Below are 26,491 nucleotides of genomic sequence, written 5' to 3' on the forward strand. Positions count from 1 at the left end.
TAATAGGGCTGTTTCTTATTTCATTTGCTGAAGCTAGGGGTATTCCTTTTAAGACAAATCAAATAGAAACATCCAAGGAAGCTTTTCTGACCCTTACCGCAATAGCAGAGCTTTTAAGTTAGGCTTTGTAGGTCCTGCTATTGCCGAAAGCTACAGAAAAGCAAATAAAAAATAAAGTAATTACAATTATTCTAATGATATTTTTGATTATTTTTTTATAAGTATATTTTCTTATTTGTATATAAATATATTTATATAATTCCTTATAAATAATATTTTTTATAAATATATAATTATACAAATAAGTAGTTAAATTTATATATTTATAAGTTTATATATTTTATATTAAGTTATTAATTGATACTATTACTATATACCTATATTCTAAAGACCAATCTCCTTTTGCTGCTATTCCCACCACCCTAAAAAGTACATGCTGATTAGTTAGTATATGTAAGAATAAATAGGTTTTCCGGCAAGCTCCAACCCTATTTATCCTAACATCTACACGCAACAGCTTGTCCTTTATAATGGTACCCGGTGGAGCAGGTTTCTTGGGTAGTGCTCTCTAGAGTGCTGTCCACCTATATACAATCCAAGTGTCCACCCACCCTCCGCCCACTAAGGATTCTATATAGGTGGACATATATGAAATGATAGACAAGCCTATTCTTATATATTTAATATTTAACATAATCTTATTTTTTCATAATAGGGGCTTGTCTATCATAAAACTCCTTCGATACATTTTGAGCACAAAATTTAACGAAGGAGTTTTATCTTATATAGTCTTATCATTATCTTTTTCTTTATTTTTTATTAAATAGCATAGTTTAATATAAGAATTCACTTCTGCTTCCTTAAGATCTTCTTTATATTTCTTAATGCTAGTTACTATTTGATATATACATAAACACATAATAGCTATTAATAATATCATATTAGTTTACATTTCATAAATATGATTATGTTAACTAATATGATATTAAATTATTTTCTTGCATATAAGATAAATAAAATATTACGTCACGTAACTTTAAATTTTTATATCAAGGAGAATATCATGAAAGAAACAAGAAATCTAAACATAAGCTTTTGCCAAAATGGGAAGAGTACTCAACAAACAGGAAGGTTAGTTCTACCTACTAACTGGCTCCGCTTATTAGGAATCAGTGAAAGTTTTAGAAAGGTAGAAGTTACTTATGAAGATGGTGCCATAACTATAAAAAAAGGTTATCAATTACCTTACTTGTTAGTAAACCAAGGTCATGTAATAGCAGTTACTATAGCTAATAATGCTAAAATACATATAGCCACCCATGGTTTCTTTGGAATTAATCTACGTACCTTTATTACTAATGAACTGAATAAATTAGTAGCTAATAATGAGACTATAAATATATCTGATAGGGATTACAAAGAGATTGTTAATATTGTTATAAAGGATCTTAAAAAAAACTTCATTGTAAAAGAAAATAACAGGCATTTTCAGCCTGTTAACGGTAGAGTTTATTGCATGAATTGTAATACGATTTTATTAAAAAAATAAAAATATCGTAATTTTTATCTCTTATTAAAACCCTTTTCTAATAGGATTCTATACTGTTACCACCAAATAATTTCACCTTTTTCATTTTCTTTAACATGTAGCCACATTTCAGAATCGTTATATCTTACAGTTACAGTTAAGTTACCATTTATATCAATATTACTATCAACTACTCTAAAATCACTAGTACCTTCATATTCTTCCTTAAACCTTTCTAATAATGTTTTATTCATATCCATTATTCTTCTCCTTTCTTGTTTTTATTAACAAACTCTTCCGAAGCAACTCTTCTAATATCTCGTGATTTTAACTACTTTTTTATACTCATATTCTTATTCTATAAACCTTAATCTTTTATACTGATCATTTATATTTGCAATTGTCCCTGAAAACTTTATTTCCTATATATACATTTATTACAATACTACAACCTTGTAACTACAATCAACATATCTTTATTTATTATATTGTAATTAAAGTATAATTACTTGTAGTACTCATACCTTGAAAATGATTATCATAGAAAGCTATTTACAGAATTTTTTGCAACCACTCAAAAAAATATTCTTGTTACTACCTTTTATAATATCTTTAAAACTCTATTTAATATTATTAATATCGTTAATAGCATTACTCATCTTCTCGCAATATTTTAGAAAAGATATGAATAACAGCATAGTTTCTGTAGCATCCTTTTTTATATCTGCACAGTGACTTACTTCGTTTCTATTAAGTCTTATAAAGTTAACAAAAGAACTTCTTGCCGGTTTATCAATATTTCTATTTAATACATTCTCAATTTCTTTTTTTGCATTAATATCTATTACCTTTATAATGAAATCTTCAATAAAAGTAAATTTTTGCGAAATATTTTTTTTATTATCTATTTCAGAATCAAAGTCTTTTTTTAAATCAAGTCCTTTTTTTGAATTATCTTTGTACTTGTATATTTTTCTTGCCAATAAGTTAGATATTGATTCAATTAATAATTCAATTAACTTTTCTGATGTTAAACCAATCATAACTGTTGTAGCATTATAACAATTAGCATTATAACATTTTAATGCTTCTAACAAATAAAATTCTACCCACTCATCAATATTATTAATAGACTTTATTTTTTTTGTAAACCCATCAATATCATATGGTAAAATATCTTTTTCTTCAATACACTTCTTTCCATGATCAGTTATATGAAAAAATGGCAACGCACTGCTTAATCCATGCACACCTGGTGCAATTATTCCTCTATTTAAAAACAAATAAAAAGCTTCATTCATCCTTTCTACTTCTTCTATCCTAAAATTACTTGAATATTCAGTTACCAACATCCTTGTAGCATACCATGCTGATTCCTGTACCTCCCTATTTTCTTCTATTAAGCCTTTATCTATTGCTTTCAATTCCATAATCCAATATAAAGTATCTTCTGCTGCCCCTTCTTCAAATGAATGCTCTGTTTTACTCAAAGCAAACTCCTTATCCTTTAATGTTTCAAACATTAAATCCTTAATTACTAATGTTGATAGTGGTCTAATCTCACCCATTTCCTTTTCCCCCTATTATTTTACACACTTTATCTATTAAATCCTAAGTTTTTATATCGCTCTAGCATATTTATTATACAATAATCATTAAATCTTTCTGAATGTTTATTTGAATCTATTGTTTTAAATTCAGTATATGTAGAATATGTATCACCAATATAATTTATTAAATAAAGAAATAACGTAGTATAATCAAAATATACGCCTGTGTAAATAGAAGAAAAGTACTTACACTTACTTTTAAAAAAACAACTTATGTTTTTATATAAAATAAACTTATTTTGATTAATTTCAAACCATTTTGGATTAAGAATCTTTTTAGTTTTATAATCAAATGTATTTAATGTATTCAGATTTTTAATCTCTTCTTCTCGTAAATCTTCATCTAATTGTAGTACAATTCTACCAATAAAATTGCTTAATATATCTGAAATTCTTATTCCTACACTATCTCTTGAATCTAATTCATTAACAAGTTTATAATTATAAGACTTAGAACTATCATAAATATCACTTCCTTTATCCACCAATAAACTTATGTTATTCTCATTTACATGCATCTCTTCTAACAATGAATTAAATCCCTTAAAGACTTTACTATGATCCCAGAAATATTCGTTTTGTATTCCATATATCTTTGAATTATCTAATATGTATAATAATTGTATTAATGCTTCTCTTTCTTTCATTTTTCTCGGAATCCCATTAGAATTACTAATTACTTTTCTTAGAAGATCCTTTAAATAATTAATAATATCCAATGACTTAAACTCATTGTCTCCATAAAAAAATTTTTTTAAAAAATTAACATCTCTATATACAAATAAAAACTTAATTAAACTATAAATAAATGCTTCATTATTAATACGGATACCTGGTGAAATACATAAATTTTTAAAAGCGCTAGTTATCAAAAACTCTGTTTTACTAAACATGCTTATATGAAAAATTATATTTTTATCTTTTAAAAAATTAAAAAATTCATTATAAAACTCTAATGCATTTTTATTAAATGTTTGAATACCATATTTAAAGTTCTTTTTATTTATACGCGTACCTTTTAGTTCTTTAGCTTCACTTAATCCATAAATACCTTTATACTTTTTTTCAAAATCTAGATATTGTGCAGTGATACTATCTTCATCTTGCTTTTTAAATCCTGAAAATACTCCAACATACATATCACTAAAAGTATCTGAATAAATATTTATATTATTTTCCTTAACAGTAATTTTTCTATCATGAAATGATTCATCAAAATAAAAATACCAACTATCTTTATTCATAAACTCACCTTCTATTTATACTTTTTCCCTTATTCTCACTATAACATAAATTGTAAATAAAAGAATCCCCCACACCCGTGAGAGATCTTCTTTACCCAACTAACTCCTTATTCTGCTTCCTAGCAGTTCTACTTAAACTTCCCACTGTAAGATCATCAATAGCATCAGAAATATCAACCATATCCTCTGCACTAGTATCTTCTTTTAGGTTTGGTATTGTTATGTTATAACTAACATCCTTTCCGTTATCATCCTCATAACCTTTAGTTATATTACAAGCTGTACTTATTGTTTTTTCACTTAATTCCATATCTTAATTTCTCCCTTCTAAAAAAGGATGATAGAAATTCTACCATCCTTACTATTTAATATATTGAAAACTTCTTTTTATTCTTAGTAACTATCTTAGCTCCTTTAACTTTAGCTATATCTCCACCTTTGAAAGTATGTAACTTTTCTCTTTCCATCACTGCTGCAAATGCTTTTACTTCATCAGATGTGATATCATCTTTAGGATTAGCAATAGTTACTGAATTAATAACGCCAGTTTCAGTTATTACTGATATTACTAAGCTGCTACTCATATTCTATCCTAAGCTTGTTGTTCTAATATATTAGTATCCGCTACAGCTACTTGTGATCTAGTTCCTTCTTTTAAAACTTCAAGACCAGTGATAACTGCATCGATATCATCAGCAGAACTGTCTAACTTAAGTGTAGGTGTCTTAACTTTATCAGTAACAGTCTTTCCGTTTTCTTCTCTAGCAAAAGAAGCTGTACAGTTTCTTTCATTTTTCTTTAATACTGCTGCCATATTCTATTTCCCCCTATCCTATAATACATTTAATGAAGTTGTGCTAGTTTCAACGATTTTTGCACTGTCGATGGCGATAATATCTCCACCTTTAGTTTCTACGATGTTCTTATCCTTAACTAGATTCATAAAAGTCTTAACTTCTTCCTCAGTTATACTATCTTTAGGATTTGGTACATTCATAGATACCTTTGATCCAGCTGCTGTGATAAATGACATTTGTAATGTTTTAGCCATAATTTATTTCCTCCCTAAATTTTTAATACTTCAAAATCAAATCCTCATACCCAATTAAGATTTGTTTTTGAGATCCACCTTGAATATTCTTCAAAGCATCCATCTCCCTTTTAATACCCTCCAGCGATGCATCTGCCTTCAAGTTCGGTAAACTCTGGGTCTTGGTAACTACCTTTTCATTCTCTTCTAGATCATACTTTACAGATAAAGACCTACCTACTCTAAGAAAATCTGCCATAGTACTCACCTCCCACCCTGTTTACATTAATTCTATATGCACCATTTAAAAAATGTATCATCATATATCACCTTCTATATATGTAGTATCTATTCGCCTAAAATCTGCAGCTATATCTTCACTTAAATCACCAACAGCTCTCAGTACACTTAAAATATCATCATTAGAAGTACCTTCCTTCATATCAATAGCCTTCATAGAAACTTTGTCATAGTCACCACTCTCATCATTATAAACCTGAAAACTAACCTTCCCCTGAAGACCTTTAAACCTTTCTTCAACTGCCAATAAACTCACCCCTTTTTAAAATAAATTATTAGTTACTGTTTCAATAAACTCCGCCCCATTAAAAGCAACTATTCTTTTCTTAAAAACATTAGAACTCTCATCCTTAATGATCTCCATAGCATCTCTAATCTCATCTTCACTAAGATTCATCTTTGGATCCGTTATTCTAATATTAAACTTGCTGCCATCTTCTACAATAAAACTAAGTACAAGAACATTATTCAAAGTACCCTACCCCCTTAAACTAATATAAAAAACTATTCTTAACACGATTAACCTCCACTTGCTCACCTACCTGCAACATAGAAATCGCATCAACAGTTTTCTTAATACTGTTAATATCAGCATTTTCACCAAGCCCTGATAAAGTCATAGACTTAATCTTAGTGGCTCCATCCTTTTCTATTGCATATTTAAGATTAATAGTGCTGTTTAAAACTATAGCTGTGGCCATATTCCTCACCTCCTAGTTTTCTATATGCAAAAAAGCTAACTAAAATATATAACTATATCTTAGTTAGCTTTTTCAAAGCATTATAATTATTTTTAACTTTCTTTTTAATCGTTTTTTATTTCATTAACAGTAAAATCTTAAAATACATAATCAAAAATTTATTTTATAGCTCAATTTATATTCCAAATAGTTAATATAAAACTTTTACATGTTTTTTGACTATTTCGGGGAGACATGATATTTACATTCCACATAGTTAATATAAAACATTTTATTAATTAAGTTTGTAGTGTCTTTTCTCCATATTTACATTCCACATAGTTAATATAAAACATCTATAAGTGGACTAGATACATATACATTTGTAATATTTACATTCCACATAGTTAATATAAAACCTTTAGAGTTTTCTATTAACAAACTGGTAAGTATAAATTTACATTCCACATAGTTAATATAAAACTCTTCTTACTACTTATTGGCTTATTTGTATTCTTAGAAATTTACATTCCACATAGTTAATATAAAACATGAATACTGGTTTCAGTTCTGCTGCAAATGATATGAATTTACATTCCACATAGTTAATATAAAACCCCGTTTACAAACTCAGCAGAATAGCCACTTCATTATCATTTCAAAGCTATATTTTGCAGTAAACCTCCAGTAAGATTTTATTGATTTACTGTAAATATAGCCTTATCCATTGATATAACTATGTTTTAACTCTTAAATTATAAAAGATCATCTACTGCAAATTTATTTTTTAACTATCTTAGAATGCTAGGCGGTAACATAACACCTAGGCTAACCCTTAGTGAGTGGTAATGGGGCATATTTGGTAAAAACCTTATGTATTTTATCCATTCCCTCACCCTTCGGCATCTAAATATACCGTAATTTATTTTATTTAATAAATTCAGTTGATTGAGCTATATTTATACTAGCATTATAATCTGCATTAATATCTAATCCACATTTTTTACATACAAATTTGGATTGTTCCTGTCTATTCTCTTTTTCTATGTCTCCACATCTACTACACCTTTGACTTGTATATGCAGCCTTTACATATCTAACTTTTATTCCAGCTAATTTAGCTTTATATTCTATATCCTTTTGCAAGTCATAATAAGTCCATAATCCTAATACCCTATTTTCTAACCCACTACTATCTATCTTTTCTAAATTTATATATTCGCATTGATTCTTTATTGCAAACAATACTATCTTCTTACTTAAAAAATGATTATAAGTTTTAGCAAAGTTCTTTTCCTTTTCCTTAAATTGATCCAAAGCTTTTAATTTATCTTTTCTACCTTTTCCGCCTTTTACAGAATCCAATTGTTTATAAAGTCTTTCTCTTCTAGCTTTATATTGTAACTTTTGTTTTGCAAACTCATTATAGCTTCCAAGAGATTTTCTAATATAAGTAATATCATTTAACGCCATATATACAGGAAAAGCTAGTCCTAAATCTACACCTAAAGTTCTATTTGCTACTGGTTTATATTCATCACCTTTTACTTCTGGTATAGCTATTGTCAAAATTAATATCAATTCATTTTTCTTATTAAAAGTTAATGAGCTTTGCCCAACTTTATAATCACCATTTATTATTTTATGTAAAGTGTGTTCTAATTCTATTGAATTTTTACTATTTCCCGTTATAGCCTTAAATTGTATTTTATTAACCCAGTTTATTAAAATTTCATCATTATCTCCATATGAAAACTTTAAATCTCTCCCACGAGTCATCAATGGAAATGACCTTTTATAATTAGTTACAGTTCTCTCACCTTTAGCTAAACCATTTTTTAAAGCAGTAGAAAAGTCTTTCTTAACTTTTTGTGTTATAGAACTTTTACTATCTATACCTTTACCAAACTCTATATCATTAAATATATATAAGCTATTAGTAATTGTTTTTTGATGATCCTTAAATCCCTGAGATTTTATATCCATATTATTTGCATAATATCCACTCATCAAATAACCCATACATCTATTTAAGCCTTGATATTGTGCATACATAGCATTTCTAATAAATTGATATTGACTTTTCCTTATTTCATCATCACCGTTATTTATTATTATTTTTATTTTTCTTACAGTATTCATTATAACCTCTCACGAATATACTCTTATCAATAATTATACATATTTTATTATATTTATCAAATAATTTGCTAATTTCCATTTTATACTTTAATTCTATAACTATTAAACTTTTTCCCATAAACTTATTTATCTTTTAATCTATTATTTGCAAGATTAAATTATCTTATATTTCATTTTGACAACAGTATCTTCTATAAACATAAAAATTATTGCTACTTAAATCACCCCTACAAAGTATTGAATATATTAAAAAATACCCCTAATAATTTCGCAAAACTATTATTTTGCGAAATTTATTTACCATATATTCACTATTCAAACCTAACTTTTCTGATTTCTTGCCTCTAAATCTTAATTACCCTATTTTCATACTTTTCAAGTACTTTTTATCCAACAACTACATTTTTGTAATACCATACAAAATTACAGCTTTCTCATACATCCTTTTGGCAGCTCATTTTACCAATAAAAAAATCCATCTTTGCAAGGGGTCATAGCTCTGGTGCAGTTTGCAAAGATAGCTTTTTTATGGTTCTTTTGCAGGAGCCAAAAGGTCTGCATATAGCTTGTCCAACTTTAGGTATTGAAATTATACTTTAAGTGGTTAAATCAACTTAATTAAGATTAAAAAAGGGATTAACTAATCCCTTTTTCTATACAATATAAAGCACGTTTTATTACTCCTTCAATGTTTTGATATTGAAAACCTACCGCCTTACAATACTTAACATATTCTGTGCCATAGGCTTGATATAATCCTTCTATCATATCAATAGTAGGATTGTTAGGTAACTTATTTTTTATAAATAGATATTTATAAAAAGGAATTCTTTTCAAATCTTTTTTCTTTTCCATTTGTTTATTTCTGCTCCTTATAAATCAACTATTTCCCCCTATTAATATTCTTCCCAATGTACATATTTTTAAACACAATTTAAGTAAAAAAATAAAGCTAAACCTTTATTTTTCAAGGCATAGCTCAATTAATCTATATTCAAAATCACGAAGAGTTTTAATATTTTTTAATTCCTTTAAAACATCTTTATTATCCTTTAATTTTTCTATATACAATATAATAGCCATAGTCTTATAATTAACATCATCTCTATATTGTAAGAATTCCTCCTGTGCCTTATTTATTTTAATGTCTTCTATAGGCAAACACATAATTATTCCTCCATATATCCCGTTAGCTTAATTACAAAATTAAATATTTCTTCTCTCTTTAGCATTTTTATTTCTCCTAACTACCTTCATCATGTATTCTCTTATTGCTGCACTTACTGTTTTTCCTTCATCATTTACTATTGCCTCAAAGTTTTTGTATAGCTCTAAATCAGTTATAAAATGTACATGCTTTTCTTCACCTTTATTAAGTCTTCCCATATATTTAAGCCTCCCTTTCTAGTAATTCACATGGTAACACCTTTTCAAGGCACCAAATCTCTGCATCTATATCACTAACAGGTCTAATTCTAGAACTTCCAACAGTAACTATATTCCCTAACTTTTCAGCAAACCTTGTTTTTGGTCCGCCACCTTCGTATATATAATATGCACCAGTAGCATTTTTATATAAAATTTCAAATTCATAATTAGCACTAAGATTATTATTTTTCCATGTTTCATATATTAATTTATCCTTCTCTGTATCAAATACTTCTCCCTTAATTTCTCTTCTCATATAATTCTCTCCTTTTATCTTGTTCTTATCTGTCTATAATTCTTGCCACATACACAAATTTTAAACATAAACTTGATAAAAGTTTTACACACTTTTCTACACACGCTGATAAAGACAAACTTCTCAGTAAACATACTATTCTAAGCTTCCTGGAGGCAATCTAAAAGCTTCACATAAAATAAAGGAAGTCAAAGACCATCCCAAAAGGAATGCCATCTTTGACTTCTTTTAAGTGATTACTAAAAAAATATACAAACTCATAATATAATCATAACGACCAAGACAAAAATGATTTAAATTTTTCGGCAGTGAAAATTCAGTGCCCTCCTTTGTTGTAATTTATTTTATTGCAACAATAACAGAGAATTTCTGATTTGAATAAATACATTTTACTTCTCGGAAATTACTCTTTTGAAGCATCCCAATTTCATCTTCAACAGAACATTCTCTATCAAGTTTTCTCCGTTCCTGCCATCGTTCTAAATCAACTTTAGAAAGACCACTTTCTCTTAATTGATTTTCCCAAAATGAATCAAACCATATATTCATTTCCATTGAACCAGCACAGAATTGATCGTAATTGATAAACAGACCACCTTTAGGAAGTTTATCATAAATACGTGAGAACAATTCCTTTTTATCCCTGTGTTCCAAATGATGAATCGATAATGCAGAAGTAATAACATCAAATTCACCTTTAGGTAACCTTTGAGAATAATCCAAGATTTGGTAGGATACATTCTTCAAACCAGCAAATCGTTTTCTTGCAACATCTAACATTTCTTCAGCGATATCTATAAGAACATATTCCGATTTTGGAAAGTACTTATACCAGAAAGTCGATAAAAGCCCCGTTCCAGCACCTAAATCCAATATTCTTTTTGGTTCAGTAATATTTGATGTTACAAAATGCGTTGTTTCTTCATAAAAATCATCAAAACATGGTATAAATCTTTTGCGATTAACATCATATTCCTTAGCAATAAGATTAAATTGCTCATCTATATTCATAATTGTTCCTCCAAATTCTAATTTAGTGTTTTGCAAAACTGCATCCTACCACATATGCTCCTACTAACATCTCGCCAAAAAATAAGCCTAATAAAACATTTGAAAATCACTAATCTCATATGTAGGCTTTATCACAGCTACTTTTTATCTCATTTTTATATTATAGTTTTCCTAATATATACCATTATATAGCACCTATATTAGAAATACAATTATTCCTATGTAGCAAAAAAGAATGATCATTAAAGACCATTCTTCTATCTAAAAAGGAAAATGATTTGAAAAAAACTAACTATTATTTACTATAATTGATACTCTTATGATTTTCAGATACAAAAATAGTAGATTTTTCTCCAATTAGTGCTGTCTCAATCCACAACAATTCATCTTTTGTTTTAAATTTTTCTTACGAAAAAAATTTTATTTTGCTAAAATGAATATAGCTATTATTTCGTGAATGTACAAGAAAACGTTTACTGTAATTAATCACAGAAATCTTATTTATAGAAATCAACGAAACTTATTAATATATTAGAAAAACATATAGGGGGAGTAGGTCAATGGATGACGATAAATTAAAAATGTTAAAAGATATAATTACAAAAATAGAACGTGACAATGGAAAAGGTTCTATTATAATGCTTGGAGATTCTGCTCATGACAGCTCTATCGAAAGTATTTCTACTAGTTCTATTAGCTTAGATATTGCATTAGGTGTGGGCGGTGTTCCTAAAGGTCGTATTATTGAAGTTTATGGACCAGAATCAAGTGGTAAGACAACAATTGCTTTGAATATCATCGCAGAAGTTCAAAAAAAGGGAGGTATAGCAGCATTTATTGATGTAGAAAATGCACTAGATCCTTTATATGCGAAAAATATTGGTGTGAATCTTAATGAATTATATATTTCTCAACCCGATAATGGAAATGAAGCATTAGAAATTACAGAGACAATGATTGCATCTAATGCTATTGATATTATTGTAATTGATTCAGTAGCAGCTTTAGTGCCAAAGCAAGAAATTGAAGGTGAAATGGGTGATAGCCATATAGGATTACAAGCTAGATTAATGTCTCAAGCCTTAAGAAAATTAACGCATATAATAAGTAAATCAAATTGTATTGTTGTGTTTATTAATCAATTAAGAGAAAAAATTGGAATAATGTTTGGTAATCCAGAAACGACAACAGGAGGTCGTGCTTTAAAATATTATGCTTCAGTCCGTTTGGATGTTAGAAGAATTGAAACCATAAAGAAAGGTGAAGAAGCAATTGGAAATCGCACAAGAGTTAGAGTCGTAAAAAATAAAGTGGCACCTCCTTTCAAAGAAGCAGAGTTTGATATAGTTTTTGGACAAGGCATATCAAAAGAGGGTGATATTCTTGATTTAGCAGTGAAAATTGGCAAGGTGGACAAAAGTGGTGCTTGGTATATATATAATAATGAAAGAATTGGTCAAGGAAGAGAAAATGTAAAAGAATACCTAAGAAACAATCTAGATATTATGGAAGAGCTTGAAAAAAGTATAAGGGAATACTATAACTTGTGCTAGTTAAAATATATATAACATTTTCTTTCTTTATCCATATGGATTCTTTATCACAAAGTATGTAGAATTTGATTTTACCGTTACATATAATATATACAAAGAAATATTTGAGGAGCTCATAAAAAATGGGGCATATGCCCCCAAATTAATAATTGTATTATAAACGTAGTATATTTATACATTTATAATTGCTTATGATACTCCTGCTTCTAATATAGAAAATATCTTATTATTACAATCAATTTCTGCTAACACTCCGTATGGAATTATCATCTTTAAGGTACTCAACTATTGATTTATTCAAAGAAATTATAATCCCCCAGAGCATCTTTAGGAATAAGAAACTTTGTATCATATCCCAAACTTAATAAGATATATCGTGAATCTGTATATTGTCTTTCTATGTTTTTAAATATTTCTAACGGTATTGTATATTTTATTTCTTCTGTATAATTATGAAGGGATTGTAGCTGTAAATATAATTCCTTTACGTTGTATAGATGAAAAAGTTAAACAAGATATTTGGGATGCTTTAAGGAATATTCATATTGGTATTACAGATGACAAAGTCAAAGAAGTTCAAGATTATTTAATTTTTAAATTATCAGGAAGATTATTTGCCTACAAGGGTATTAGATTTTCTAAAGCTTCACTATTTTTAATTATTCTTTCTTTCAATCAATGAACAAACTTCTTCTAATGTATTAACTTCACTAAAGAAATAATCTTCTTTATTAAAATAATTCTTATTCCCTTTTCGATTAACCCAAACTGCATCGAGGCCATAATTTCTCGCCCCCTGTATATCATCAATCAAATCATCTCCAATAGCCAAACAAAATTCTTTTTCTATCTCCAGAGATGAAAATACATTATCATAAAATTGCTTATCTGGTTTTCTAAAACCAATATCTTCACTAAAATATAAATTACTGAAATATTTAATTAAATTCATTTTCCTTAGTCTTCGAATTTGATTTTTCGATGGCCCATTACTAATAGCTATAATAATAAACCCTTCATCATACATTTTTCTTAAAGTAGGCAAAACATCAGGATATGGTTCTAATAGTATATCTGTATAATTTGTATATTTCTTATTTATATCAATAGCACATTTCTCTAATTCACTAGCACTGAATTTTTTAGGCATAAATTCTCTGATCCAAATTTCAAATCTTTTCTTTCTTAATTCTGAAAGTGTGCACTTTTTTTCACGCAGCTCTTCTTCCACTCTCTTTATAAAATTAATGTAGGTATTTAGATTACTACTTTCAATTTTATCCCCAGTATATTCTAACCAAATCTCAAATATAGCTTTTTTCAGTGCTAAATCTCTAGCTCTCCAATAATCACATAATGTTCCATTAATATCAAACAAAAGTGCTTTATAATTTTTCATCCTATTTCATCTCCAATGCCAATTGACATATTTATTCATTTATTTCAAGCAATAATACCTATATACTTTTTCTGTTCAAAAATATATTTGAAGCTAAAAATGCAACTATACCAAAAGCTAACATAAATACTACTTGTGTCAAAGAATAATATCCATTCTTTACCCCCATATTGGCAGCATAAAAAGGCGTATTTTCTATTAAGTAAGCAGTTGTTTTACTTATACTAGATGAACCTAAAGCATTTGCCAACAAGGAATTCATAAGATCAAAGAATAGTATATACATTATAACACCTGTTGCTTTACCATTTTTAGTGACAAGAGTAACCAAAAAGATTATACATGTCATTGTAAAGGCGTATAGAATAGTAGAAGCAAATATATTAACTATTTGTTTTATTGTTAATATATTTGATATTGGTACTTTTAAGTATATATTGATTGCGTAATTAACTACTAAGAAAATTATTGCAACTATTATTGATTTTATAAGTACTGATACTAATTTTGATATTAAGATCTCAGTTCTTGTATATTTAGAACTAAAAACTATCTTATCTGTTTTAGATTCAAACTCTACCCCTAAAATATAAAATGAAGAAATTATAATCACATATGGCATGTATCCTAAAAAGTTACTTGGTATATTAGATATATCATTTGTAAAACAAGAAACTATCAAAAATACTACAATTGTGATAAAGAGATTTCTAATATTTTTAGGCTTATTTAACTCAAGTTTTAATATATTAAATACTCTATTCATATATTTATCGCCTCCCCTTATGAAATTTCTTTTTTATTCATTATTACTGTAAATAAAAAGAAAAATAATATTCCCCAGCTTATATATAAAACAACATTAGAAAAGTTAAATTCCATCAATAGTTTTGCAGTATTATACATCGGCGTCTTCATAAAAATATTAGTAATTGGAGTAATAGGGTGATGAAGGTACTCGATTCCTGTTACTACTGAATAAGAAAAAAAGTTAATAATTCCAAATGCTATTGTAGTTATAGTGCTTATAGTTTTTGATTTCAGATTTAAAGATAAAATTAATAAACATAAAGATCCCATAGTAAAGATTACTAACATTATTGATAATATAAATTTAAGATGATTTATTTCTAAAAACTTTGATATTCCAAAGGATTTTGGTGATACTATCGATACAAATAAATTATTAAGTTCTCCTATAAAAGCAAAGTATATTCCCATAAATATCAAAGATATTAATTTTGATATTATAATCTGTAACCTACTAAAAACACCAGTAAATAAATTTATAAGGATATTATTTTTAACATCAAAATCTACTAATTGAAAAGAAAGATATATAATTAAAACATATAATAATTTAAAGTATTCAGCTGTAAAATTTACTATTCCAAACTTGTCCGGATTAACAACAAATATCCAAAGTAATGAATATATAAAACTTATAGCAATACCCATAATACTTTTCTTAGATAAAATTTCATTTTTAAACATTGCAAAAGATAATTTAATCAACTAAATCACCTCTCATTATATTTAAGAACTTATCTTCTAAACTTTCTGTAAGTATTTCAACAGTAGAAAATGGTATCTTATTTATAGCAAGACATCTCGTTAAGTTCTCCAATTCACTAGGATCTATTTTAAATTCAACGGAATTAATAGCTAAATTAAATAACTTGTAATTATTTTTACGCAAAAATTTTTGAAGTTCTGCAATATTACTTGTTGTAATTCTGACCATTGCCTCAGACGCATTATTATCTTCAGGTGTTATTATTTTCCCTTTTTGAATAAAGACTATCTTATCACACATAATCTCAAGTTCTGAAAGTATATGACTTGAAATCAACACAGCAACTTTCTTATTTTTAGCAATATTTATTATGAATTTTCTTATCTCAGGAATAATATTAGGATCAAGACCATTGGTAGGTTCATCTAAAATTAGTAATGGAGGATATGTTAAAACAGATTGAGCTATACCTAGTCTTTGCCTCATTCCTAAAGAATAAGATCCTACTTTCTTTTTCATAGCATTTTGTAATCCTAAACTTTCTACTATTTCATCTATTTCACTTAAATCTTCTAAACCAGACAATTCAGCAAAAAATTTTAAGTTTTCTTCACCTGTTAAACTTGGATAAAATCCTGGTGTTTCAATAATACAGCCAACATTTTTTGTCTTAGTTTTATTTTTGAATTTATTTCTAATATTCTCATTGCCAATATATACATTACCTTCATATTTTGGTGTTAAGCCAGTTATTATTTTCATAACTGTAGTCTTACCAGCACCATTAGGACCTACAAGACCTACTATTTCTCCTTCTTTAATAGAAAAACTAACATTATCTAATACTGTTTTTTTCCCATAAATCTTAGTTACATTTTCAACTTTTAAAATATCTTTCATAAAATACCTCCATAATAAACCTAAAATATAACATATCTTTTAAGTAACAATATTTTTACCATTTATGTTACACTCCTTCTAAAATACATTTATGTTATATTATGTTATAATTTACTATTTATAGTATATCACATTTTGGAAATTATACTGCATATATTCCAAAATTTTAATAAATACTGCTCTTATTATGGTAAAGAAAAAATATATATACTGCATAATATTTCTGCTTTCTTCTTATTAAATTCCTCTTCAGATAAATTTCTCTACCTTTTGAATAAAAAATGCACCCCAAATGATAGATAAATATATCTGCCATTTGAGGTGCACCTTCTTGTGAAATCCCTTACTTTTAAATTATTAAATAGCTTACCCTAATATTAATCTTTTTTAATCTACTTTTTCAAATTTCCAATGTTGCCAATTCCCATCAATAAATCTCCATTATTGAACATTTGCTTCATATGAACCAATAATAGTCTTTCAGCTTAAAGTGATTCCATTTTAAAAAATATAAGTCATATTTTGTGGCTCAAAGAAAGATAGTCCATGCTCCTTAGCTAATTTTTGTATAGCATCATTAAGCAATTCTGCATAATCCATATCACAACCAATGATGACAAACCCTTTACCTTTATTTTTCTCCATTGGCACATCTATTTTTTCTAAATCACTATAAAATTCATCTATTATTTCTATATCTCCAACTTGTGAAGTATCACCGATACATAACCTCTCATACAGATTATTTGCTGCAATAACTCCACTAACCTCATCACTATTCCAAACTGCACAATACCAATCCATTTTATCCTCCATTATTTACATCCTATTATTAAACTAATTATATCTTATATAGTTCTAAAATTGTACGTGACGTACATATCATTTTTATTAACTAAATATAATATTAAGTTTTCCTTCTTCATACCTTGCTCCAGTTACTTCTCTCCCTTGAAGCTTTTTGGGTACTGTAATATTTCTTTTTTCATTTTTTATAGCAATACTTATCTCATCACCATTTTGTAATAATTTTAACTCCCTCTTATCTACAAAAGGCATTTTAATACTTAATGTATATAATTCATCTTCCTTTTTAATCTCAAAAATCTTTTCGTTAAAAAGTATTTTCTCTGGATCTAAATCTTTATATATAGCACTGCCTACTTTAAGAAGTGTTGCATATCCTCTAAGTTCTTTATCTAATAATTCTACTTTAAATATAGGAATAGGCTTAAAGCTGTCCTGTATATCACAAATACTGCTCTCTTGAATATCTAACCACTTTTCAAAATATCCTTCTGTTGATTCTTTTGGAAAAGTCTTATTAATAATAATTGAGTCCACATTATAATTAAAAAGATGTAGATATGAAAAATTTCTTTTTGCTTCCTTCACTACTATTTTTTCTGGTGTTGTTACAATTCTTAGCGATACTTTACTTTTATCCTGCATAATAGAATATAAATCATCTATTTTTTTATATAGACTTTCAATTTCATCAAAAACATCTTCTGTAGGCATCGGAACTTTAATAGTAGTTTCAACTATAGGCTTTGCTATCTTTGCACCTTTTCTCTTCATAGGAAATATCTTATCCATCCACCATTTAAAAAGGTCAGGGAATTTTAAAAGTGACATAGTTTCTCCAGTTGGAGCACAATCTACTACTAGTACGTCATATTTTCCTTCATCATTAATTTCCTTTATCTTTATCAATGATACTAATTCCTCAAAACCTGGAAATACAAGTAGCTCTTCACTTTCAATAGTTTCACCAGACTTTATTGTAATTAACTGTTTAATATAATCTTTAACACCGCCCCATATTTTTTCATTTTCATCTACTGTATCTATTTCCATACCATAAAGATTTTTTTCTATCTCTATAGCTACATTACCCAACTTTACATTAAAAGAATCACTTAGACTATGCGCTACATCAGTACTAATGATAAGCACTTTCTTCCCAGTTTCTGCAATTTTACAAGCTGTTGCTGCTGCAACACTAGTCTTTCCAACTCCGCCTTTCCCAGTGTATAAAATAATTCTCATAACAAACACCTCTAATTAAAATCTATATTTACCTTTTTAACTTCTCTATTCTTAGTACTTTTATCTTCTGTGATATCTTCAATAATAACGTCCCTAATTATATCCTTAATATCTGAGACTACCCTACTTCTTTTTTCTTTTATACAATCAGGTAATATCTCTTCTAATGCCTCATATTCCAATTTTTTAGCTTGTAGCATCTTCTTTACAAATTCTTTATTCATAATTATACCTACTTAAAAATAATCTTTAACCTTTCATTCTCTAGTTTTGCACTATCAATTGAATATTTTCTAATAACATCTGGCATAGGTATATTTCTCTTAAAATTTCCTATCTTTATAATAACTTCTGTATCACTTTGATATAAATCAAAATTAGATTTATCTATAAAAGGAATATATAAATCTAACAAATATCCCTGATCTACCTTTTTAAATGTCTCATTTTCCGTTGTTTTTAAAACATCAAATATTTTTCTATCGCCAAAAGAATCTTTTATTACTTTCTCTAGCCCCTGTACTCCATTAACATCACTGTCATACCATTTGATTTTGTATGTTGGAATACCGAAAAAAACATCATCTAATTCTTCTATATATTTCTTTTGTATTTGTTTCCATGTATCAAAAAAGTTATTATTTACTTCACTTGGAATTATCCTATTTATATAGATACCATCAACATTAAAGTTATATAAATTAAGATACATATAACTTCTCTTTGTTTCTTCTACTACCATTTTTTCCGGAATAGTAACAATTCTTATGCTACATATCTCTTGATTTTTTAATAACTTTTGTAACTGAGCAAGATTAATATATAATCTTTCAATATCACTTAATGCCTTTTTATCAGGTAAATCTATCTTAAAGGCTACTTTTCCTATTGGTCTAAGAACTTTCAGTGCTACTTTGCCAACTGGAAAAAGTTTTTCCATATACCAAGATAATAACTCCGGAAACTTTAGAAGTGATAATGTCTCTCCCGTCGGTGCACAATCAACAATGATAAGATCATAGATATTTTTTTCATATAAATCTTTAATCTTGATAAGAGAAAATAACTCCTCTATACCCGGAAACACAACTATATCTTCTAACGCATCACTATCTTCATTATCCAAATCTGGTATTAATTCTTTGAAAGCAACTGATATATTTTTATAATTTGAATTCATTTCATAATTAGGATCAATTTCTAACCCATCAAGATTTTCTAACACTTCCTTTGGTTCTTCATTTAATTCCCTCATAAATAAATCGCTTAAATTGTGAGCCATATCTGTACTAACTATAAGTGTTTTAAGTCCATCTTTTGCTGCTTTCACAGCATGAGCAGCAGCTACACTAGTCTTTCCTACGCCACCCTTACCTGTAAAAATAATTATTCTACTCATATTTACCCCCTTACTTCTTTAATAGAATAGTTCGCACCTCGAAGTATTTTATTAAAAAATAATATTTTAATAAGCAAAATTTCACAGCAACAATAGTACATTGTGCTGTAAAATAATGCATTATTCTATTTCTATTTTTCTAATTCTCTTTCCTGATGTACTTTTTTCTTTAATATCAGCACCTTTTAGAATCGGTAAAATCTTTCCTACAATATTAATTAAAGTGCTTCTTTCAGTATCATCTAATGCTTCATAAATCTTTTTAAAATAAAAAAGAATCTCATCTTTTTGTTCATTAACTAAAGCCTTGCCTGTATCAGTTAAGGTAATATTAACTACTCTTTTATCCTTGCTATCACGTATTCTCTCAACAAGACCTTTCTTTTCTAATCTGTTTATTACGCCAGTTACCGTATTCAAAGGAGCCCCTATATATTCTGCAATATCGCTATTATTCACCATTTCTTTTCTGTAAATAAAAAATAATGCTAATAACTCATTTTTAGAACAATCTAAAGTAATACTTTTCCACTTATGTCCTCCAATAATATCTTTAACTTCGTCTATAAATTGAAAAAATATATTTTCAAATTTCACAATTTCATTCATAAATAGTTCTCCTTTAAATAGTTCTTCATCCGAAGTATATTTTTATTCTATACTCGAAGTATAATTTTTGTCAATAAATTTATAGAAATATTAGGTGTAATTTCACAATCTTTTAGTGTAACATAATATACTAAAACATTTTCTTTCAGCACGCTATTTAATGTTACCTCTTTTAAGAAAGTTTCATTCACCGTTGATGTAACTACTTATACCAACTAATAGTGTATTAAATTATAAATATAGCTATATATAGATTCAAATAGCCAAATACTAAATAAAATCACTGGAATAATAAGTATTTTTTTGCGTTTATTCTTTAAATATATACTAGAAAATACTAATCCAACTAATGGTAGTGCAAATTTTACTATTATTAAAATAAATGCAAACATGGAAAATAATAATGTCATAATTCCTTCATCAAAATTTGATTCAGTGTAAAATGTTAACAACATACTTGAAATAACTGTCACTACTAATAATGAAATTATAGTAATCAATAACTTCAAATTAATCTTTTTTAAATAATTAATTTTAGTAGCATCCACTGTATCTATCTCTATAGAAGATCTTAATATCTCATATTCTTTTCTGCAACTATCACAATTATTAAGATGCTCTTCAACTATTTCTTTCCCTTCATTACTTAAAACATTATCAATATAATTAGGTAATAAATCCTTTATTATTTCGCATGAAATTTCTTCTTTCATAATACACCTCTATCCCTATAATAATCCATAAAAACTCGCTAATCGAGTAAGGTTATAAACTAAGTTTAATATCTTAGCTATCATTAATATTAATATTGATATAAAAAATCCTGTTGAAATATCATAGCTGCTACTTCCAATTGAAGCTTTTCTCCATATCCAACAAAATAATAATGCAAATAAAGGAATTAAATAACTACCTATATTTAATATTATTATTACCCAGTTTTCTTTCTCAAAAATATTTGACCATCCAAATTCTATCTTATTATAAAATATCGATAATCCTATACATATGCTACTAATTACTATCACTAAAATGATTCCTAAAATTATCTGTCTTTTAAACTTTTTAATAGTATCTACTTTATTTTTTGCCTCTTTATTATTGTTAATTTTATATATTTTATTATATTCTTTTTTGCATAAATCACATTTCTCTAAATGTTCTTCAACATATTTATTTGTTTCACCACTTCCTATGTCATCTATGTATATAGGCAATAACTCTCTAGTTATTATGCAAGCTTTTTCATTTTTCATCATTTAGCCTCCTAATCACTTTAGACTTCCCTCTATAGTATGTAACCCTCGCCCAATTTTCCGATCTTTCTAAAATTTCTCCAATTTCCTTAAAGCTTAAATCTCCTGTTAACCTGAGGTACAAAACTTCTTTATAAATTTCACCTATAGTTTGCAACTTTTCACCTCCCATAATATATATCCTATTTTTTACTAATTCGTTACAAAATAAATATAAAATATTTTTAAAAATAATCAGTTAATTTTTTCATAATTATACAAATATAATATCAAAACATTTCTATATTTATAATGCTACTTAATAATAAAATTCAAAATCCTAATATCAATAAAAAAGCCTTTGCACAAGTTTAATATACAAAGACTCATTCTCATACTATCTACTTTTATACTTTAAAACAACACTATCCTTACTTTCTTCTAAAAATATCTCTAAATATGCAAGTTCGTTAAAGCAAAATTCCTCAATTTGCTTTTCACATTCTTCTCTAATGTAGTAATCATGAGTATATCTATTTCGAAGTTTCACAGCTAAAGATAAGTAATTTTTTAAATTTTTATCAAAGAAGCCCATTTCTGATGCTGTTTCTATAAGTTTTGTCGCTGAAGTACTACTATTAATTTTTCCATTATTTATTACAATGTAACTTTCACACATATCTATTATATACTCTGAAAAATCCTGAAAAAAAGCAAACATAGCTCTTTTAACAATTCTATTTTTATTACTTTTGTACTCAGTTATTGTATATTTTAAATCTTCTAATGTGTTGTATGCACTTTTATATTTTTCTAAAAACTTTTCCTTTTTATATTTATAATATGGACTCATCTATAATCCCTCCAAAATAGCTATATTGTTCATCTATCTTTAATGTCTTTTCAAAATTTCTATTATTCCTAGCATATTTTAATACATAATGCATAAAATCAAACCATAAATCATCATTTACAATATATTGTTCATCACTATCTACAGCAATCCTAGCAAATTTATTATAAAAGTCACTATAATGAACAAAAGTTAAATGTATCTTATCATATTTATAAAAATTCATACATAATGTATTTACTTCATCTTCAATATTAACTGTATCCATAAAATTAACATTAGGTCCAACAACCACAGCTAAATCTATGTCACTTCTATCCCTAATCCACTCTTTAGTCCCATAACTTCCAAATCTACATACTGATACAATTCCATTAATGTTTTTTAGTGAATTTATAAACTCTACCTTGTTCATCTGTGACCTCCATTACATATTTTGAAATTAATATTATTATATCATATTAAAAAGCTAGAAAATATTTTGTTTTCTAGCTTTCCAATACCCATTCTTATTCTTTAACAAACTGCCTTAATCTAAAACTTCCAGCGGTAAAAAATACAAGAGACATTAAAACGATAATTAAAGTAGGTACTATAATCTCATTTGTATTTATAATTCTTAATAACCACGTAAATGGTGAAATAATACTTATTCTACTTATTGATGCAGGAATATTTTCATAATCTGTAAGTTCTGTGCCCAACATACCTAGACCAAAAGCTAATAATCCAAAAATTATTGTAAATAAACTTGCAATTACTGGGTTCTTAATCCATCTTGTCGCAGCTACAACTATAGCAGTAGTAATTAAGCTACCAAGGAAAATAATAAAAGAGCCCTCTGGAATTTTATTAGCGGGAATTTTGGTGATATTTGCTATAAAAATGAATCCTGCTACTGATAATATACCTTGTAATAAAAATGATGATATAAATAAACTTCCTAAAATAGTGACATCTTTATTAGCAGTTGCAATAGTTCTTCTTAGTACTTTTTGTTCTTTAAGTCTTATAATTTCAGTAGATACTATTCCTCCTCCTAACATCATAAAATAACATAACATTATAATTGTCATTTTATATGTTTCTTTTTCTTCCTTTATATTTTTTACAACAGTATTAATTGAATTTGCACTTAATCCTTCTGATATTTTTTCTTCTAATTTATTAAATATATAATTTTTAATTATATTCTCTGCCATCATTGATCCATTACTAGTTTCAACAGTATAGCTTTTAACTTCAGGTACTTTTCCATCTTCTATTTGTTTTTGAAAATTACTATCTATAACATAAATCACACCAAGTTTATTTTCTCTTAAAAGATTATAATTATCTTCTATTTGTCCACTTAACTTATCAATGGTGTATTCTTTTTCAAGTTCTAAAATCATTTCTTTAGAGTAATTTGACTTACTATTATCTATTATTCCTACTCCTTCTAATTTTTCATCTGAACTTGTTCCATTCATAAACAGTAACATTATCACAGGCATAACTATTGTCATTAATAGTATACCTGGATTTTTTAATTGTCTCTTTATATTAATTAAAACTAATCTTCCTAATTGCATAGTTTTCGCCTCCCACTAATAATTGCTTTTATTATAGCAATTGAATAAGTAATAATAGATATAACTAATATCATAAGTATCCACTTCCAACCTCCACTAAGATTTCCGTTTAAGTTGTATAAATTAAAAGCATTATTTAAATAATGAGTAGGTGATATTATAGTTAGCTTATTACCTTTTAAAGAAAACATTTCAAAACTAGCAAAAGTTATTAAAAATATAATATACGAGATAATTTTTCCATACTTTGATTTAAATACCGTAGTTATTGTTTGAGTTAAAGATACTACTAACAAAGTTGATGTTAAAACTAGCACCAATAAATCCAATACATTACCTTTAAAACTTAATCCTGTAACTCTAAAGAATATAACATAAGCAGCAACTATTATAAAAATATATATAATATTTGCTAAAGTATCATAAAATAGATATTGCATTTTTGTCACTGGCGCTGCATTTACTCTGTTTTCTATATTTACAGATTTATCATTATAAGCGCCTTGTACCATTGTCATTATCAACATTACTATTACAAAACCAATCATTGATGCTGCATACTTTTCGTACATATTATTTGTTTTCATTGTATCTATTTTTATATTATCTATAATTTGTGCATCAAAAAACTTATCTAAATCTTCTACATTACCATTAGATAATGATATATATAAATTCTGATGGTATCTATCTAATATCGTTTTTAATGTATTTGTAGCAACTTCCTTTTCTTCAGTTTTTCTATTTATTGTTATATTCCCTTTATTTTTATTTAGAATATTATTTTCATATCCTTTATTAATCACTAATTCCACATCAGGATCTTTATTAACTACTTTTATTAATTCCTTTAAATCTTTTCCTTTTATTATCTCTCCTAGCTTTTTAGACATTTCACTGTTATCATCATCAACGATCTTTACATCTAATACTCTAAGTTTAAGAGGATTTTCATTGGTCAAATTATTAAAATATCCCATAAAACATGCCATAATAATAGGAAAAGCAATAAAATACGATAGAACGATTGCTATACTGCAAACCATACCCTTTAGTGTTGATTTTACATAATAAAAAGCTTTCATTTTCATCACCTAATCCCTTAATGTTTTTCCTGTTAATGATAAAAACACATCTTCTAACTTTATATCATCATAAGTAATTTTTTTTATTACAACACCACTACTTTCTAGTATTGATAATGCAGTAGACAATATAAACTTAGGATTTATTGTTATGAATACTACATTATCTTCCTCCAAAACTTTTTCTACTCCATCTATTTCCTTAAGTCTAACTAAAACTTCACCATTAATCCCCTCTGTCTCTACTCTTATCTTATTATTTGAAGAAAATGACGCTTTTATCTCTTCTTTATTCCCATAAGCAATTTCTTTTCCTAAATCTATTATGAATACCCTTTTACAAAGTTCCTCAATCTCTTCCATATAATGAGATGTGTATAATACTGTTGTACCCCACTCTTTACATATAGTTCGTATAAAAGAAAATATATGATTCCTTGACTGTGGATCTACTCCTACTGTTGGCTCGTCTAATATTAACACTTTAGGATGATGTAAAATCGCTACTGCAATATTTAACCTTCTCTTCATACCACCAGAAAACTTCTTTACTTTTTTTCTTTTAGTATCCTCAAGACCTGTAACCTTTAATGCTTCTCTTATTCTTTCCTTTAATTCTTTCCCTTTTAATCCATATAATGCACCAAAAAACTCTAAGTTATCATAGGCATTCATTTCCTCCATCAATGATAAATCTTGTGGTACATATCCTATACATTCTTTAGCTTTTATAGGCTCCTTAATTATGTCATAACCACAAATTTTTATTGTACCACTATCTGGTACTAATAATGATGTCATTATATTAATCAATGTTGATTTTCCAGCTCCGTTAGGCCCTATAAACCCAAAAACTTCTCCTTTCTCAACACTATAACTAACATTATCTAATACTAGCTTATCATTAAATCTTTTTGTTATGTTTTCTACTTCTATAATTGCCATAAAATTACCCCCTAAAATATCTTGATAGTGTAAAGTTTATTTACACTTCTTTCTTTAAAAATCTTTATATATCAAGGTTTTAGAAGTTTTTTTGTATAAAAAAACAACGACCCCCTGATTTCTATGTTAAAATTGAATCTCC

Annotated in this window: 37 protein-coding genes and 1 CRISPR repeat array; of the genes, 2 read left to right on the top strand and 35 right to left on the bottom strand. The window is 27.1% G+C overall.

From position 1 onward, the window contains the following. Positions 1-781: 781 nt before the first annotated feature. Positions 782-940, bottom strand: coding sequence for a hypothetical protein (locus KQI30_RS13515; RefSeq protein WP_216463874.1), 159 nt, complete (start codon positions 938-940; stop codon positions 782-784). A gap of 123 nt (positions 941-1,063) precedes the next feature. Here KQI30_RS13515 and KQI30_RS13520 point away from each other — a divergent pair, with 123 nt between their 5' ends. Continuing rightward, positions 1,064-1,549, top strand: a complete 486-nt coding sequence (locus KQI30_RS13520; protein WP_216463875.1) for a hypothetical protein — start codon at positions 1,064-1,066, stop codon at positions 1,547-1,549. 56 nt (positions 1,550-1,605) lie between these two features. On the opposite strand, the gene KQI30_RS13525 is transcribed toward KQI30_RS13520, so the two are convergent. From KQI30_RS13525 to KQI30_RS13605, 17 genes are all read right to left on the bottom strand, one after another. Further along, positions 1,606-1,788, bottom strand: coding sequence for a hypothetical protein (locus KQI30_RS13525; RefSeq protein WP_216463876.1), 183 nt, complete (start codon positions 1,786-1,788; stop codon positions 1,606-1,608). A gap of 360 nt (positions 1,789-2,148) precedes the next feature. Then, the gene (locus tag KQI30_RS13530) at positions 2,149-3,096 is read right to left on the bottom strand and encodes a hypothetical protein (RefSeq protein WP_216463877.1); all 948 of its coding nucleotides are present in this window, start codon (positions 3,094-3,096) and stop codon (positions 2,149-2,151) included. A gap of 29 nt (positions 3,097-3,125) precedes the next feature. Next, a complete protein-coding gene (locus tag KQI30_RS13535; RefSeq protein ID WP_216463878.1) occupies positions 3,126-4,382 on the bottom strand; it encodes a hypothetical protein in 1,257 nt (418 codons plus the stop codon). 91 nt (positions 4,383-4,473) lie between these two features. Then, positions 4,474-4,692: a hypothetical protein gene (locus KQI30_RS13540; protein ID WP_216463879.1), complete on the bottom strand. Its 219-nt coding sequence runs from the start codon at positions 4,690-4,692 to the stop codon at positions 4,474-4,476. Positions 4,693-4,747: 55 nt separating this feature from the next. After that, positions 4,748-4,966, bottom strand: coding sequence for a DUF2922 domain-containing protein (locus KQI30_RS13545; protein ID WP_216463880.1), 219 nt, complete (start codon positions 4,964-4,966; stop codon positions 4,748-4,750). 8 nt (positions 4,967-4,974) lie between these two features. Continuing rightward, the gene (locus KQI30_RS13550; protein WP_216463881.1) at positions 4,975-5,196 is read right to left on the bottom strand and encodes a hypothetical protein; all 222 of its coding nucleotides are present in this window, start codon (positions 5,194-5,196) and stop codon (positions 4,975-4,977) included. Between the two features lie 18 nt (positions 5,197-5,214). Continuing rightward, entirely contained in the window at positions 5,215-5,433 is a 219-nt protein-coding gene (locus tag KQI30_RS13555; RefSeq protein ID WP_216463882.1) for a DUF2922 domain-containing protein, read from the bottom strand. 22 nt (positions 5,434-5,455) lie between these two features. Beyond that, positions 5,456-5,671, bottom strand: a complete 216-nt coding sequence (locus KQI30_RS13560; protein ID WP_216463883.1) for a hypothetical protein — start codon at positions 5,669-5,671, stop codon at positions 5,456-5,458. Positions 5,672-5,731: 60 nt separating this feature from the next. Then, positions 5,732-5,959 (bottom strand): hypothetical protein, encoded by a 228-nt coding sequence (locus tag KQI30_RS13565; protein WP_216463884.1) that lies wholly within the window; start codon positions 5,957-5,959, stop codon positions 5,732-5,734. A 15-nt stretch (positions 5,960-5,974) separates the two neighbouring features. Continuing rightward, positions 5,975-6,184: a DUF2922 domain-containing protein gene (locus KQI30_RS13570; protein WP_216463885.1), complete on the bottom strand. Its 210-nt coding sequence runs from the start codon at positions 6,182-6,184 to the stop codon at positions 5,975-5,977. Between the two features lie 19 nt (positions 6,185-6,203). Beyond that, positions 6,204-6,413: a hypothetical protein gene (locus KQI30_RS13575; protein WP_216463886.1), complete on the bottom strand. Its 210-nt coding sequence runs from the start codon at positions 6,411-6,413 to the stop codon at positions 6,204-6,206. A gap of 173 nt (positions 6,414-6,586) precedes the next feature. Then, positions 6,587-7,009: a CRISPR direct-repeat array (repeat unit 29 nt; unit sequence ATTTACATTCCACATAGTTAATATAAAAC). A 310-nt stretch (positions 7,010-7,319) separates the two neighbouring features. Then, complete coding sequence (locus tag KQI30_RS13580) at positions 7,320-8,534, bottom strand: RNA-guided endonuclease TnpB family protein (protein ID WP_216463887.1); 1,215 nt, start codon at positions 8,532-8,534, stop codon at positions 7,320-7,322. Positions 8,535-9,170: 636 nt separating this feature from the next. Beyond that, a complete protein-coding gene (locus KQI30_RS13585; protein ID WP_216463888.1) occupies positions 9,171-9,389 on the bottom strand; it encodes a hypothetical protein in 219 nt (72 codons plus the stop codon). A 105-nt stretch (positions 9,390-9,494) separates the two neighbouring features. Further along, positions 9,495-9,701: a hypothetical protein gene (locus tag KQI30_RS13590; RefSeq protein ID WP_216463889.1), complete on the bottom strand. Its 207-nt coding sequence runs from the start codon at positions 9,699-9,701 to the stop codon at positions 9,495-9,497. A 39-nt stretch (positions 9,702-9,740) separates the two neighbouring features. After that, positions 9,741-9,920: a hypothetical protein gene (locus tag KQI30_RS13595; protein ID WP_216463890.1), complete on the bottom strand. Its 180-nt coding sequence runs from the start codon at positions 9,918-9,920 to the stop codon at positions 9,741-9,743. 4 nt (positions 9,921-9,924) lie between these two features. Beyond that, a complete protein-coding gene (locus KQI30_RS13600) occupies positions 9,925-10,218 on the bottom strand; it encodes a hypothetical protein (protein ID WP_216463891.1) in 294 nt (97 codons plus the stop codon). 339 nt (positions 10,219-10,557) lie between these two features. Next, a complete protein-coding gene (locus tag KQI30_RS13605) occupies positions 10,558-11,265 on the bottom strand; it encodes a class I SAM-dependent methyltransferase (protein WP_253287509.1) in 708 nt (235 codons plus the stop codon). A 524-nt stretch (positions 11,266-11,789) separates the two neighbouring features. On the opposite strand from KQI30_RS13605, the gene recA reads away from it, so the two are divergent. Further along, complete coding sequence (recA, locus tag KQI30_RS13610; RefSeq protein ID WP_216463892.1) at positions 11,790-12,782, top strand: recombinase RecA; 993 nt, start codon at positions 11,790-11,792, stop codon at positions 12,780-12,782. Positions 12,783-13,437: 655 nt separating this feature from the next. Here the strand turns inward: recA and KQI30_RS13615 are convergent. From KQI30_RS13615 to KQI30_RS13695, 17 genes are all read right to left on the bottom strand, one after another. Then, positions 13,438-14,181 carry an HAD family hydrolase gene (locus tag KQI30_RS13615; protein WP_216463893.1) on the bottom strand — a complete coding sequence of 248 codons (744 nt, stop codon included), beginning with the start codon at positions 14,179-14,181 and terminating at the stop codon, positions 13,438-13,440. Positions 14,182-14,239: 58 nt separating this feature from the next. Continuing rightward, positions 14,240-14,947, bottom strand: a complete 708-nt coding sequence (locus tag KQI30_RS13620; protein WP_216463894.1) for an ABC transporter permease subunit — start codon at positions 14,945-14,947, stop codon at positions 14,240-14,242. 17 nt (positions 14,948-14,964) lie between these two features. After that, positions 14,965-15,696 carry a hypothetical protein gene (locus KQI30_RS13625; protein ID WP_216463895.1) on the bottom strand — a complete coding sequence of 244 codons (732 nt, stop codon included), beginning with the start codon at positions 15,694-15,696 and terminating at the stop codon, positions 14,965-14,967. Continuing rightward, positions 15,689-16,597, bottom strand: coding sequence for an ABC transporter ATP-binding protein (locus tag KQI30_RS13630; protein ID WP_216463896.1), 909 nt, complete (start codon positions 16,595-16,597; stop codon positions 15,689-15,691). The genes KQI30_RS13625 and KQI30_RS13630 overlap by 8 nt, the downstream gene beginning before the upstream one ends. Positions 16,598-17,098: 501 nt before the next feature. Further along, the gene (locus tag KQI30_RS13635; RefSeq protein ID WP_253287510.1) at positions 17,099-17,413 is read right to left on the bottom strand and encodes a hypothetical protein; all 315 of its coding nucleotides are present in this window, start codon (positions 17,411-17,413) and stop codon (positions 17,099-17,101) included. A gap of 75 nt (positions 17,414-17,488) precedes the next feature. Beyond that, complete coding sequence (locus tag KQI30_RS13640; protein ID WP_216463897.1) at positions 17,489-18,649, bottom strand: ArsA family ATPase; 1,161 nt, start codon at positions 18,647-18,649, stop codon at positions 17,489-17,491. A gap of 11 nt (positions 18,650-18,660) precedes the next feature. Continuing rightward, positions 18,661-18,873 (bottom strand): hypothetical protein, encoded by a 213-nt coding sequence (locus KQI30_RS13645; protein WP_216463898.1) that lies wholly within the window; start codon positions 18,871-18,873, stop codon positions 18,661-18,663. A gap of 8 nt (positions 18,874-18,881) precedes the next feature. Continuing rightward, positions 18,882-20,048 (bottom strand): ArsA family ATPase, encoded by a 1,167-nt coding sequence (locus KQI30_RS13650; protein ID WP_216463899.1) that lies wholly within the window; start codon positions 20,046-20,048, stop codon positions 18,882-18,884. A gap of 120 nt (positions 20,049-20,168) precedes the next feature. Continuing rightward, the gene (locus KQI30_RS13655) at positions 20,169-20,657 is read right to left on the bottom strand and encodes a MarR family winged helix-turn-helix transcriptional regulator (protein WP_216463900.1); all 489 of its coding nucleotides are present in this window, start codon (positions 20,655-20,657) and stop codon (positions 20,169-20,171) included. A gap of 215 nt (positions 20,658-20,872) precedes the next feature. Beyond that, positions 20,873-21,370, bottom strand: a complete 498-nt coding sequence (locus KQI30_RS13660; RefSeq protein ID WP_216463901.1) for a zf-HC2 domain-containing protein — start codon at positions 21,368-21,370, stop codon at positions 20,873-20,875. A gap of 15 nt (positions 21,371-21,385) precedes the next feature. Further along, entirely contained in the window at positions 21,386-21,913 is a 528-nt protein-coding gene (locus KQI30_RS13665; RefSeq protein ID WP_216463902.1) for a zf-HC2 domain-containing protein, read from the bottom strand. Beyond that, the gene (locus KQI30_RS13670; protein WP_216463903.1) at positions 21,903-22,085 is read right to left on the bottom strand and encodes an RNA polymerase sigma factor; all 183 of its coding nucleotides are present in this window, start codon (positions 22,083-22,085) and stop codon (positions 21,903-21,905) included. Before KQI30_RS13670 ends, KQI30_RS13665 begins: the two co-directional genes overlap by 11 nt. Before the next feature lie 204 nt (positions 22,086-22,289). Then, positions 22,290-22,745, bottom strand: a complete 456-nt coding sequence (locus KQI30_RS13675; RefSeq protein ID WP_044040569.1) for a HepT-like ribonuclease domain-containing protein — start codon at positions 22,743-22,745, stop codon at positions 22,290-22,292. Continuing rightward, positions 22,729-23,160 carry a nucleotidyltransferase domain-containing protein gene (locus KQI30_RS13680; protein ID WP_216463904.1) on the bottom strand — a complete coding sequence of 144 codons (432 nt, stop codon included), beginning with the start codon at positions 23,158-23,160 and terminating at the stop codon, positions 22,729-22,731. Before KQI30_RS13680 ends, KQI30_RS13675 begins: the two co-directional genes overlap by 17 nt. Positions 23,161-23,254: 94 nt before the next feature. After that, on the bottom strand, positions 23,255-24,319 hold the full coding sequence (locus KQI30_RS13685) for an ABC transporter permease (RefSeq protein WP_216463905.1): 1,065 nt from the start codon (positions 24,317-24,319) through the stop codon (positions 23,255-23,257). Continuing rightward, positions 24,310-25,404, bottom strand: coding sequence for an ABC transporter permease (locus KQI30_RS13690; protein ID WP_216463906.1), 1,095 nt, complete (start codon positions 25,402-25,404; stop codon positions 24,310-24,312). Before KQI30_RS13690 ends, KQI30_RS13685 begins: the two co-directional genes overlap by 10 nt. Before the next feature lie 9 nt (positions 25,405-25,413). Then, positions 25,414-26,349, bottom strand: a complete 936-nt coding sequence (locus tag KQI30_RS13695; RefSeq protein WP_216463907.1) for an ABC transporter ATP-binding protein — start codon at positions 26,347-26,349, stop codon at positions 25,414-25,416. Between the last annotated feature and the right edge of the window lie 142 nt (positions 26,350-26,491).

It is taken from the genome of Clostridium bornimense, assembly GCF_018917145.1.
Taxonomy (GTDB): Bacteria; Bacillota; Clostridia; order Clostridiales; family Clostridiaceae; genus Clostridium_AN; species Clostridium_AN bornimense_A.

What these genes read in the sequence shown, in the direction of transcription:
- KQI30_RS13680 (WP_216463904.1), bottom strand. Translation starts at nt 23,160, where the DNA reads ATGAACAAGGTAGAGTTTATAAATTCACTAAAAAACATTAATGGAATT.
- recA (WP_216463892.1), top strand. Translation starts at nt 11,790, where the DNA reads ATGGATGACGATAAATTAAAAATGTTAAAAGATATAATTACAAAAATA.
- KQI30_RS13545 (WP_216463880.1), bottom strand. Translation starts at nt 4,966, where the DNA reads ATGAGTAGCAGCTTAGTAATATCAGTAATAACTGAAACTGGCGTTATT.
- KQI30_RS13535 (WP_216463878.1), bottom strand. Translation starts at nt 4,382, where the DNA reads ATGAATAAAGATAGTTGGTATTTTTATTTTGATGAATCATTTCATGAT.
- KQI30_RS13660 (WP_216463901.1), bottom strand. Translation starts at nt 21,370, where the DNA reads ATGAAAGAAGAAATTTCATGCGAAATAATAAAGGATTTATTACCTAAT.
- KQI30_RS13630 (WP_216463896.1), bottom strand. Translation starts at nt 16,597, where the DNA reads ATGAAAGATATTTTAAAAGTTGAAAATGTAACTAAGATTTATGGGAAA.
- KQI30_RS13555 (WP_216463882.1), bottom strand. Translation starts at nt 5,433, where the DNA reads ATGGCTAAAACATTACAAATGTCATTTATCACAGCAGCTGGATCAAAG.
- KQI30_RS13550 (WP_216463881.1), bottom strand. Translation starts at nt 5,196, where the DNA reads ATGGCAGCAGTATTAAAGAAAAATGAAAGAAACTGTACAGCTTCTTTT.
- KQI30_RS13640 (WP_216463897.1), bottom strand. Translation starts at nt 18,649, where the DNA reads ATGAGAATTATTTTATACACTGGGAAAGGCGGAGTTGGAAAGACTAGT.
- KQI30_RS13560 (WP_216463883.1), bottom strand. Translation starts at nt 5,671, where the DNA reads ATGGCAGATTTTCTTAGAGTAGGTAGGTCTTTATCTGTAAAGTATGAT.
- KQI30_RS13525 (WP_216463876.1), bottom strand. Translation starts at nt 1,788, where the DNA reads ATGGATATGAATAAAACATTATTAGAAAGGTTTAAGGAAGAATATGAA.
- KQI30_RS13530 (WP_216463877.1), bottom strand. Translation starts at nt 3,096, where the DNA reads ATGGGTGAGATTAGACCACTATCAACATTAGTAATTAAGGATTTAATG.
- KQI30_RS13620 (WP_216463894.1), bottom strand. Translation starts at nt 14,947, where the DNA reads ATGAATAGAGTATTTAATATATTAAAACTTGAGTTAAATAAGCCTAAA.
- KQI30_RS13615 (WP_216463893.1), bottom strand. Translation starts at nt 14,181, where the DNA reads ATGAAAAATTATAAAGCACTTTTGTTTGATATTAATGGAACATTATGT.
- KQI30_RS13595 (WP_216463890.1), bottom strand. Translation starts at nt 9,920, where the DNA reads ATGGGAAGACTTAATAAAGGTGAAGAAAAGCATGTACATTTTATAACT.
- KQI30_RS13580 (WP_216463887.1), bottom strand. Translation starts at nt 8,534, where the DNA reads ATGAATACTGTAAGAAAAATAAAAATAATAATAAATAACGGTGATGAT.
- KQI30_RS13675 (WP_044040569.1), bottom strand. Translation starts at nt 22,745, where the DNA reads ATGAGTCCATATTATAAATATAAAAAGGAAAAGTTTTTAGAAAAATAT.
- KQI30_RS13515 (WP_216463874.1), bottom strand. Translation starts at nt 940, where the DNA reads ATGATATTATTAATAGCTATTATGTGTTTATGTATATATCAAATAGTA.
- KQI30_RS13650 (WP_216463899.1), bottom strand. Translation starts at nt 20,048, where the DNA reads ATGAGTAGAATAATTATTTTTACAGGTAAGGGTGGCGTAGGAAAGACT.
- KQI30_RS13590 (WP_216463889.1), bottom strand. Translation starts at nt 9,701, where the DNA reads ATGTGTTTGCCTATAGAAGACATTAAAATAAATAAGGCACAGGAGGAA.
- KQI30_RS13645 (WP_216463898.1), bottom strand. Translation starts at nt 18,873, where the DNA reads ATGAATAAAGAATTTGTAAAGAAGATGCTACAAGCTAAAAAATTGGAA.
- KQI30_RS13690 (WP_216463906.1), bottom strand. Translation starts at nt 25,404, where the DNA reads ATGAAAGCTTTTTATTATGTAAAATCAACACTAAAGGGTATGGTTTGC.
- KQI30_RS13670 (WP_216463903.1), bottom strand. Translation starts at nt 22,085, where the DNA reads ATGGGAGGTGAAAAGTTGCAAACTATAGGTGAAATTTATAAAGAAGTT.
- KQI30_RS13695 (WP_216463907.1), bottom strand. Translation starts at nt 26,349, where the DNA reads ATGGCAATTATAGAAGTAGAAAACATAACAAAAAGATTTAATGATAAG.
- KQI30_RS13585 (WP_216463888.1), bottom strand. Translation starts at nt 9,389, where the DNA reads ATGGAAAAGAAAAAAGATTTGAAAAGAATTCCTTTTTATAAATATCTA.
- KQI30_RS13685 (WP_216463905.1), bottom strand. Translation starts at nt 24,319, where the DNA reads ATGCAATTAGGAAGATTAGTTTTAATTAATATAAAGAGACAATTAAAA.
- KQI30_RS13520 (WP_216463875.1), top strand. Translation starts at nt 1,064, where the DNA reads ATGAAAGAAACAAGAAATCTAAACATAAGCTTTTGCCAAAATGGGAAG.
- KQI30_RS13655 (WP_216463900.1), bottom strand. Translation starts at nt 20,657, where the DNA reads ATGAATGAAATTGTGAAATTTGAAAATATATTTTTTCAATTTATAGAC.
- KQI30_RS13575 (WP_216463886.1), bottom strand. Translation starts at nt 6,413, where the DNA reads ATGGCCACAGCTATAGTTTTAAACAGCACTATTAATCTTAAATATGCA.
- KQI30_RS13635 (WP_253287510.1), bottom strand. Translation starts at nt 17,413, where the DNA reads ATGGAGGATAAAATGGATTGGTATTGTGCAGTTTGGAATAGTGATGAG.
- KQI30_RS13540 (WP_216463879.1), bottom strand. Translation starts at nt 4,692, where the DNA reads ATGGAATTAAGTGAAAAAACAATAAGTACAGCTTGTAATATAACTAAA.
- KQI30_RS13665 (WP_216463902.1), bottom strand. Translation starts at nt 21,913, where the DNA reads ATGAAAAATGAAAAAGCTTGCATAATAACTAGAGAGTTATTGCCTATA.
- KQI30_RS13600 (WP_216463891.1), bottom strand. Translation starts at nt 10,218, where the DNA reads ATGAGAAGAGAAATTAAGGGAGAAGTATTTGATACAGAGAAGGATAAA.